The 9,041-nt window shown below is 66.3% G+C and carries 9 protein-coding genes and 1 tRNA gene; 8 read left to right on the forward strand and 2 right to left on the reverse strand.

Features of this window, described 5'->3' with window-relative positions:
• The first annotated feature begins 172 nt into the window (after window positions 1-172).
• The 3 genes from E5A73_RS04060 (at window position 173) to E5A73_RS04070 (ending at window position 2,897) form a co-directional block, all read left to right on the forward strand.
• The gene (locus E5A73_RS04060; RefSeq protein ID WP_135962466.1) at window positions 173-1,579 is read left to right on the forward strand and encodes a helix-turn-helix domain-containing protein; all 1,407 of its coding nucleotides are present in this window, start codon (window positions 173-175) and stop codon (window positions 1,577-1,579) included.
• Window positions 1,580-1,633: 54 nt separating this feature from the next.
• Window positions 1,634-2,068: a DUF3291 domain-containing protein gene (locus E5A73_RS04065; protein ID WP_135962467.1), complete on the forward strand. Its 435-nt coding sequence runs from the start codon at window positions 1,634-1,636 to the stop codon at window positions 2,066-2,068.
• 67 nt (window positions 2,069-2,135) lie between these two features.
• Complete coding sequence (locus E5A73_RS04070) at window positions 2,136-2,897, forward strand: class II aldolase/adducin family protein (protein ID WP_135962468.1); 762 nt, start codon at window positions 2,136-2,138, stop codon at window positions 2,895-2,897.
• Window positions 2,898-2,928: 31 nt separating this feature from the next.
• Here E5A73_RS04070 and E5A73_RS04075 read toward each other — a convergent pair whose 3' ends face one another.
• A complete protein-coding gene (locus E5A73_RS04075) occupies window positions 2,929-3,729 on the reverse strand; it encodes a DODA-type extradiol aromatic ring-opening family dioxygenase (protein WP_135962469.1) in 801 nt (266 codons plus the stop codon).
• A gap of 203 nt (window positions 3,730-3,932) precedes the next feature.
• Between E5A73_RS04075 and E5A73_RS04080 the strand changes: the two genes are divergently transcribed.
• The 5 genes from E5A73_RS04080 to E5A73_RS04100 all read left to right on the forward strand — a co-directional run bounded on the left by E5A73_RS04080 (window position 3,933) and on the right by E5A73_RS04100 (window position 8,309).
• Window positions 3,933-4,442, forward strand: coding sequence for a (2Fe-2S)-binding protein (locus E5A73_RS04080; protein ID WP_135962470.1), 510 nt, complete (start codon window positions 3,933-3,935; stop codon window positions 4,440-4,442).
• A gap of 121 nt (window positions 4,443-4,563) precedes the next feature.
• On the forward strand, window positions 4,564-5,535 hold the full coding sequence (locus E5A73_RS04085) for an RcnB family protein (RefSeq protein ID WP_135962471.1): 972 nt from the start codon (window positions 4,564-4,566) through the stop codon (window positions 5,533-5,535).
• A gap of 88 nt (window positions 5,536-5,623) precedes the next feature.
• Window positions 5,624-6,364 (forward strand): prolyl hydroxylase family protein, encoded by a 741-nt coding sequence (locus E5A73_RS04090; RefSeq protein WP_135962472.1) that lies wholly within the window; start codon window positions 5,624-5,626, stop codon window positions 6,362-6,364.
• 49 nt (window positions 6,365-6,413) lie between these two features.
• Window positions 6,414-8,180 (forward strand): single-stranded-DNA-specific exonuclease RecJ, encoded by a 1,767-nt coding sequence (gene recJ / locus E5A73_RS04095; RefSeq protein WP_135962473.1) that lies wholly within the window; start codon window positions 6,414-6,416, stop codon window positions 8,178-8,180.
• 54 nt (window positions 8,181-8,234) lie between these two features.
• A tRNA-Glu gene (locus E5A73_RS04100) sits at window positions 8,235-8,309 on the forward strand.
• 75 nt (window positions 8,310-8,384) lie between these two features.
• On the opposite strand, the gene E5A73_RS21955 is transcribed toward E5A73_RS04100, so the two are convergent.
• Window positions 8,385-8,657 carry a tyrosine-type recombinase/integrase gene (locus E5A73_RS21955; protein ID WP_135962474.1) on the reverse strand — a complete coding sequence of 91 codons (273 nt, stop codon included), beginning with the start codon at window positions 8,655-8,657 and terminating at the stop codon, window positions 8,385-8,387.
• Between the last annotated feature and the right edge of the window lie 384 nt (window positions 8,658-9,041).

Below are 9,041 nucleotides of genomic sequence, written 5' to 3' on the forward strand. Positions count from 1 at the left end.
GAATGAGATGCACGCTCCGCTTGCCCCGAAACCTGCCCCTCACGCCCTTCCCTGAAAGGGAGGGGATGGGGGTGGGTGCGAGCGTAGCGAGCCCATCGACGCAGCTCGTAGGGCGCGACCCTACGGGCCGCGCCCCCACCCCTAACCCCTCCCTTTCAGGGAGGGGAATTTGATGAGCCAACCCCGCCGCCGCCTGTTCGAAGGCTTCCGCCTCCGCGATCTACGCCGGCGCCTCGTTCTCAGCCAGTCGGCGATGGCCGCGCGGCTCGGCATTTCGGTCCCCTATCTCTCGCAGATCGAGAATAACGGCCGCCCGATCACCGACGTGGTCCTCCTCGCGCTCGCCCGCGAATTTCCGATGGAGGCAGCCGACATCGGCGCCGAGGCCGAGACCTCGACTCTGCTGCGCACGATCGACGCTGCCACCGACACCAGCATCCCCGCGCATGCCCTGAGCGAGCCAGACGCTCGCCGCGGGCTCGAGCAGCAGCCCTTGCTCGCCCGCCGCCTCGTCGCGGTGCACGAGGCATGGCGCCGGAGCCAGGAGCAGCTCCGCGTCCTCGACGACCGCTTCGACAGCGGATCGAGCGACGCCGCGCCCTTGCCCTGGGAAGAGGTCCGCGACTGGTTCCAGGCCGAAGGCAATTATATCGACGCGATCGACCGCTCGGCTGAAGCCCTCGCCGACGCGATCGACGAAGGCCCGATCACCCAGGCACTCGAAGATCGACTGCGCCGCTGGCACGGCGTCGGCGTGATCGGCGAGGACAGCGACGGCAGCCAGCTCAGCCGATTCGACGAGGCGACACGGACTCTCGCGCTCAATTCGGGCCTCCCGCCCGAAAGCCGCGCCTTCCTCCTCGCCCACCGCCTCGTCCGCTACGAATTTGCCAATGAGATGCGCCACGTCGTCGCCGAGGCCGGGCTCGCCAGCCAGGCGTCACGCGAATTGCTCAGCGTCGGCCTCGCCAATTATGCGGCCGGCGCGCTGCTGATGCCCTATGGCCAGTTCCGCGCCCGCGCTCACGAAGTGCGCCACGATATCGATCGGCTGCGTCAACGCTTCGGGGTCAGCTTCGAACAGGCGTGCCATCGCCTCTCCACGCTCCAGCGCCCGGGCGCGGCGGGACTGCCCTTCTTCTTCTGCCGGGTCGACATGGCCGGCAACATCACCAAGCGCCACTCGGCCACCCGGCTGCAATTCGCCGCGCTCGGCGGCGCCTGCCCCTTGTGGATCGTCCATGAGGCCGTCGCGATCCCCGACCGCATCCTCGTCCAGCTCGCCGAGATGCCCGATGGCACGCGCTATGTCTCGATGGCCAAGGGGCTGGTCAAGCCGTCTGGCAGCTATGCCCGCCCGCCGCGGCGCTATGCGGTGGCTTTGGGCTGCGAAGAAGCCCACGCCGCAGACTTCGTCTATGCCGACGATCTCCGCCCCGGCGGGCCGGCGACGCCGATCGGCGCGAGCTGCCGCATCTGCCCGCGCACCGATTGCGACCAGCGCGCCTTTCCGCCGGCGGGCTCGGTGATCGAGATCGACGCCGACCGCCGCAGCGTGGTGCCCTACGCGTTTCGCTAGAGCGCCGGGACAATCCGGCATAAAGCGCGCAATCGCCTCGATTCCGGAGACTGCATGCCTTTCGTCAGCATCACGCGCCTTCGCATCCGATCCTGGCGCTTCCTCCCGGCATTCTTCCTCCACGCGTCGCGCTCGAACCGCCAGGTGTCCGCCGCGCCAGGCTTTCGCCGCGGGGCGCTGCTGCCCGATCGCCGCTGGACCTTCTGGACGCTGACACTGTGGGACAACGCCAAGGACATGCGCGCCTATATCACGGCGGGCGCCCACAAAAAGGCGATGCCCAAACTCATCCACTGGTGCGACGAGGCGAGCATCGTCCATTGGGAGCAACCCGATCTCACCCCGCCGAGCTGGCCCGAAGCCGATGCGCGAATGCGACGTGAGGGCCGGGCTTCGAAGCTTCGCAATCCGACCGCGGCGCATCTCGCAATGGCGTTCGCCCCCGTTCGGGACGGCACCGGGGCGCCAATCAAGCCGCGAGGATCGTAGCGAACGGTTGCGGGCCTGACCTCCGCCATGGCATACCCGATCCACGAAAAACCTTGGGAGAGGGTTCATGGCCACCGCGCTCGCGCAGACGCCCGGCATCAGCGAAGCCGAATCGGAAGCCCGCCAGCAGCTCGCCGCCTGCTACCGCGTGTTCGATCATCTCGGCTGGTCCGAGATGATCTACAACCACATCACCGTGAAGCTGCCCGGCGACGAGGGCGCGTTCCTGATCAACCCGTTCGGGCTGCATTTCAGCGAAGTGAAGGCGTCGAACCTCGTCAAGATCGACATAGACGGCAACAAACTCGATGATTCACCTTACCCGGTGAACCGCGCGGGCTTCGTCCAGCACGCGCTGTTCCATCGTCATCTGCCCGACGCGCATTGCATCATGCACACGCATACCACCGCCGGGATGGCCGTCAGCAGCGTGAAGGGCGGCCTGCGCCCGACCAATTTCTACGCCTGCAACTTCGCCGGCCAGATCGCCTATCACGATTTCGAAGGGGTGACGGTGCGCGACGAGGAGGGCGAACGCCTGCTCGCCAATCTCGGCGACAAGCGCGTGATGCTGCTGCGCAACCACGGCATCTTGGTGATGGGCCGCACCTTGCCTGAGGCGTTCGTCAAGCATTGGGCACTCCAGCGCGCCTGCGAGATCCAGGTCGCGACGACGGCGATGGGCGAACCCTTGCTGGTGGCGGACGACGTCGTCACGGTTCACCAGCGCGACCTCCACATGGCGCAAGTCCCCGGCGGCCCCGGTGCAGCAGACTTCGCCGCGATGGTCCGGCTGGTTGACCGGGTCGACAGGAGTTGGCGGGAATAAATCCTCTCCCATCGGAAAAGGGAGAATGAGCCTACCCAAACCGGAACCCGCTGACTGCCCAGCCCAGCACATGGTCGCGATAATCCGCCACCGCCGGCCCCTGCCCGCCAGCACCGAGCGCGACCATCAGCGGCAATAGATGCTCTTCGCGCGGATGCGCGAAATGCGCATGCGGCAAGCTGTCCCAAGCCGCCACCCGTTCCGCCCGGCGAGCCGGATCGGGATCGGTGACCGCATCGACCAGCGCCGCGTCCCATTCGTCGGCGACCGGCGTCACCTGCGGCCCCCGCGCGCGCAGATTGTGAAAGCTCATGCCCGACCCGACGATCAACACGCCTTCGTCGCGCAGCGGCGCCAGCGCCCGACCGATCGCGATATGCGCCGAAGCATCTAGATCCTCGCGCAGCGACATCTGAACCAACGGAATGTCCGACCCCGGCACCGCGACCATCATCGGAATGAACACGCCATGGTCCCAGCCACGCTCGCGTTCGACTCCGACCGGGAATCCCACCCCCTCGAGCAGCGCCTTGGCCCGCATCGCCACTTTGGGCGCACCGGGCGCGTCCCAGCGCAGCCGATAGGTATGCTCGGGGAAGCCGCCATAATCGTACAACAGCGGCTGGCCGCTGCCGGCATGCACGGTCGCGTCAGCCTCCTCCCAATGCCCCGAAACCAGCAGGATCGCCTTCGGCCGCTCGGGCAGGCTCTGGATCAGCCCGGCGAGATAGGCCTGCATCGGCTGCCACATCGGATCGGCAGGACCGCCATCCGGATCCATGAAGAAGCACGGGCCACCGCCATGCGGGATGAAAAGAGTTGGAAGTGTCATCGCAGATATGTCGAGCCGCAGCGCACCACACACAAGGTTCGTTTCGGAAACGCGTCGTTTCTGATCGCTCCCTCCTGCTTGCGGGAGGGAGTGCCAAGAGAAAGCCCGGGGGGCTTGCCCGAGCCGACACTGGGAGGGCATGATCGGAAGATGATCAGGCCGAACAGCCCCTCCCCTAACCCCTGCACGCGGAGCGGGAACAAGTGACTCGCTTCACCGTCAACAACCAGCCGGTCGAGTATAGGATGGACCCGCGCACCCCCCTGCTCTGGGCGTTGCGCGATGCCTCCAACCTAACCGGCACCAAATATGGCTGCGGCACCGGCGATTGCGGCGCCTGTGCGGTCGACGTCGACGGCGGGCTGCGGCTCGCCTGCCAGGAAACGATCGGCGCGCTCGAGGGGACCTTCGTCACGACGATCGAGGGGCTGTCGAAGGATCGCGGCCATCCGGTGCAGCAGGCGCTGCTCGCCACAAATGTCGTCCAGTGCGGCTATTGCATCCCCGGCATCGTCATGGCCGCGTCGGTCTTGCTGCGCAGCAATCGCAACCCGAGCGAAGACGACATCAAGGGCGCGATCCCGAATATCTGCCGCTGCGGCATCTATCCGCGGCTGATCGGCGCGATCACCGAGGCGGGGCGATCCGCGCGCGGCGATGCCGCGTTGCCGCAGGAGCCCGAACCGCAAGTCGAAACTCCGGCCGTCGAATGAAAATTTGCCCAATTCTTTCAGTCACCTTTCACCGCAATTCAGCAACCGCTCATCCGCCCGCGTTTAAAGCAATTCCACGATGTAGCCCGGCCTTTCGCCGGCCTCGACGGAGACAGTTGAGATGAAGAAGACCTTGCTCGCGGCGATCATCGCCGCAACGGCTCTGGTCCCGCCGGCGGCACTTGCACAGGACCGCGGACGCTGGGGCGGTCGCGACCGCTCGGGTGGGAGCCAGTCATCCGAAGTTCGCCAGAATCGCGGCGAATGGCGTCAGCAGCAGAGCCAGCAGGCCCGACCCCAAGCTGAACAGCAGGCCCAACCCCGGGCGCAGCGACAGTGGAATGGCAGCGGCGAACGCCCGCAGCGGCAGCAGCAGGCGCCGCAGCAACAGGCCCCGCAGGCCGTGCCGCAGCAATCCTTGCAACAGCAACAGCAGCAGCGCTGGGGCGGCAATCGCGGCGATCGCAGCCAGTGGAACAACACTGGCGATCGGTCGCGCTGGACGGGCAACCGCAGCCAATGGAACGGCGGCGACCGCCGTCCGGATGCGGGCCAGCAGCTCGACCAGCAGCGTCAGCAGCAGTTCCGCGGCGACCGCAACCGTGCGAACGGCGATCGCAGCCAGTTCAACCGCGGCAACCGCGACTGGAATGGCGAGCGCAATGGCAATCGCTATGACAGCAACCGCGGCTGGAACGGCGACCGCAACGGCAATCGCTATGATAGCAACCGCGGCTGGAACGGCGACCGCAACGGCAATCGCTATGACAGCAACCGCGGCCGCTGGAACAATAATTGGCGCAACGATCGCCGCTATGATTGGCGCGGCTATCGCAACGGCAATCGCAGCCTTTATCGCCTGCCGCGTTATTACGCGCCGAGCGGCTGGGGATACGGCTATCGCCGCTTCGGGATCGGCTCGATGCTCGATTCGATCCTCTATTCGTCGAGCTACTGGATCAACGATCCGTTCTATTATCGCCTGCCCGAAGTTGACGGCCCGTATCGCTGGGTGCGCTATTACAACGATGCGCTGCTGATCGACATCTACAGCGGCGAGGTGGTCGACACCATCTACGACATCTTCTGGTAAGGAAGCCCGCAGCCTTGCTGGAGATCTGGGGCCCGGCGGCGACGCCGGGCCCCTTGCAAATCTTGGCGCGCCGCGCGATTTCGCGAGCGTGAGCAAGAACCAGAATGACGGCCGGGTCTCGGGCGGCCCCTCCCCCGTCCGCGCCCGCATCGGCCGCGACGTCTCCACGCGGCTGGAGGCGAACCCCGCCGTCCGCCGCGCCAAGACCGACGCGGCGCAGATGTATACCTGTTCCGATTTCCTCAGCGCCGCCGAGTGCGACACGCTGATCGAGCTGATCGATTCGAATGCGCGCCCGTCCACATTGCTCGCGGTCAGCGAAGATCCCGATTACCGCACCAGCCACAGCTCGGACCTCCACCGCTGGTCGGCGGAGATATTGGCCGTCGACCGGCGCATCGCCGACCTGCTCGGCATCCCCGAGGAGCATGCCGAGACGCTCCAGGGCCAGCGTTATGCGGTGAACCAGCAATTCCGCGCGCATTGCGACTATTTCCACGAGTCGAGCGACTATTGGCCCAAGATGCAGGAGACCGGCGGCCAGCGCACCTGGACCGCGATGGCCTATCTCAACGACGTGCCCGAGGGCGGCGCGACCTGGTTTCCCCGCGCCGGCATCCGCTTCAAGCCCAAGCGCGGGCTGCTCGTCGTGTGGAACAACATGACACCTGACGGTACGCCCAATTACGATACGCTCCACGAAGGCATGCGCGTGCTCGAAGGGACCAAATATATCGTCACCAAATGGTTCCGCGAGGAGCCGTGGATCAAGGATTACATCCAGACCTATGTCGCCGGGGGGATAGAGAACGCCCCGGGAACAGCCTGAGCCGAGTCCCGCTCTCGACATCCCGGGCTGCCACGGCCAAACACCCGCAATGTCCGCAGTGCTCAACGTTCATCGCTCGATCCTCGGCCAGCCCTGGCGCTGGCGCGGACTGGCCGCCGACGCCCGCGACCCCGGCTTTGCCCCCGACGACATCGTCACCCAGCTGCTGCTGACTCGAGGCTGTCCTCGCGATGGCCTCGACGATCACCGCGCACCCAGCATCCGCGCCTTCATGCCCGACCCGTCGATATTCCGAGACATGAACAAGGGCGCAGAACGCCTCGCCGACGCTGTCGAGCGCGGCGAGCAAGTCGCGATCTTCGGCGACTATGACGTTGACGGCGCGACCTCCGCGGCTTTGCTCATCCTCCTGCTGCGCGATCTCGGGCTCGAGGCCCGGCCCTACATCCCCGACCGGCTGATGGAGGGCTACGGACCCTCGGGCGAGGCGCTGGTGCGGCTCCACAGCGAAGGCGCCAGCCTGATCGTCACCGTCGATTGCGGCGCGCAGGCGTTCGAGGCGCTCCGGATGGCGAAGGATGCCGGCGCGGAGGTCATCGTTTGCGACCATCACAAATGCGCCGCCGAGCTGCCGGTGGCGCACGCAGTGATCAACCCAAACCGGCTCGACGAAACCGAAGGCGCCGCGCACGGCCATCTCGCCGCGGTCGGCATGGCCTTCCTGCTCGGTGCCGCGCTGATCCGCGCGCTGCGCGCGCGGGGATGGTTCAAGACACGCCCGGAGCCGAAGCTGCTCGACTTGCTCGATCTGGTGGCGCTCGGCACCGTCGCCGATGTCGCCTCGCTCAAGGGCCTCAATCGCGCCTTTGTCGCGCAGGGCCTCAAGGTCATGGGACAGCGCCGCAACATCGGCATGAACGCCTTGATCGAAGCTTCGCGTCTGACCCGCGCGCCCACCTGCACCGATCTCGGCTTCGCGCTTGGGCCGCGGATCAATGCCGGCGGCCGGGTTGGGCGCTCCGACCTCGGTGTGCGGCTGCTCACCACGCGCGACCCGGAGGAAGCGCGGGCGATCGCCGTCGAGCTCGACTTGCTCAACGAGGAGCGCCGCGTGATCGAGGCCGAGGTTCAACTCGCCGCCGAAGCGCTCTGCTTCGCCAGGAGCAACCGCGCGGTAGTCGTGGTGGCGAGCCGCGGCTGGCACGCGGGCGTGATCGGCATCGTCGCCGGACGGCTCAAGGAGAAACTCGGCCGGCCGGCGATCGTCATCGCGCTCGACGAGAATGGTATCGGCAAGGGCTCGGGGCGGTCGATCGCCGGAGTCGACCTCGGCGCCGCAATACTCGCCGCGAAGGATGCCGGCCTGCTCCACGCCGGCGGCGGCCATGCGATGGCGTGCGGCGTGACGATCGCCGAAACCGCGCTCGATGGGTTCACCGATTTCCTCGAGGACCGGCTTGCCGAGCGCGTTACTGCCGCAATGGGCGGACGCGCGCTGCTCCTGGATGCGGTGCTCGCGCCTGGCGGCGTAAATCCCGATCTGGTGACGGCAATGGACGCAGGCGGCCCCTATGGCATGGGCTGGCCCGCGCCACGGATCGCAGCCGGTCCGCTGCGTGTGATCAAGGCCGATGTGGTCGGCAGCGGCGGACATGTCCGCCTCGTCGTGGCGGGCGAGGACGGGCGCAGTTTCAAGGCCGTCGCCTTTCGCCATGCCGAGACCGAACTCGGTGCCGCTTTGCTTTCCGCCCCCGCGCACCGCCGGCTCTGGCTCGCCGGCCGTGCCAAAATCGACGACTGGGGCCAACGCCGCGCGGCCGAGCTCCACATAGAAGATGCCGCCTGGGCCGATTGAGATGCTTGACCCGCGGCCGATCCTTGCCTAACCGGCGCTTCCACGCTCCGGCATGGCCCCTTCGTCTAGCGGTTAGGACGCGGCCCTTTCACGGCTGAAGCACGGGTTCGATTCCCGTAGGGGTCACCACGGCAAGCGAAAAGTGACGTTTTCCCGCCCTTTTGCCGCCGGTGTGACAAATACCAATTAGCATGGTGTGACATTTCAGCGTTCCGTGTCCGAGAATTTGTCCTGCACCCGATTGATCGCCACAGCGGCAAGACTCTCCTGATTCGCCGATGCGCTGTAGGTTGCAACTTCTGCGTCACCCGTCCACCCGCCGACCGCCTTCATACCCTGCTGCGTCGCCTCGCTTTCGGCCATGCGCCGTCCGATGGCGTGGCGCAGTCCGTGCGCTCGGCTGTGAGGAAGCCCAGCCTCATTGCAACGATCCGCGAACCAATTACCGAACCAGCCGCTGAGAAGGGCTTGCCGTATTCGGTGACAAGAAACGTGTGCAGCCCGACGCTCGGTAAAGCGTCGATCGCTGCGCGGAGGTCATCCGCCGCCGGAAGCCAAAGGTCGGCGCTGTTCTTGCTCGCCCGGAAATTGATCTTTCCGCGGATGATATGCTTCGGGCCGAAAAGGCGGGTGTCGCCGCGCCGCTGCCCGGTCCAGAGGATGATTTCTAACGCTAGCCTGGTCGTTTATCGATTGGGACACGCTGGCTAGCGCATCGAGCACTATTGCTTGGCCCAACCTGACGTGCGCCCCTGAAATGTGACCGATTTTGAGTAGAGTCCGACGCGAAGGAGTCGGACGAAGCTGCGCAGCAGCAGGTTCAGCGAAGAGCAGATCATCGCGATTTTGAAGGAGCACGAG

Origin of the sequence: Sphingomonas gei (assembly GCF_004792685.1) — a bacterium.
Classification (GTDB): Bacteria; Pseudomonadota; Alphaproteobacteria; order Sphingomonadales; family Sphingomonadaceae; genus Sphingomonas; species Sphingomonas gei.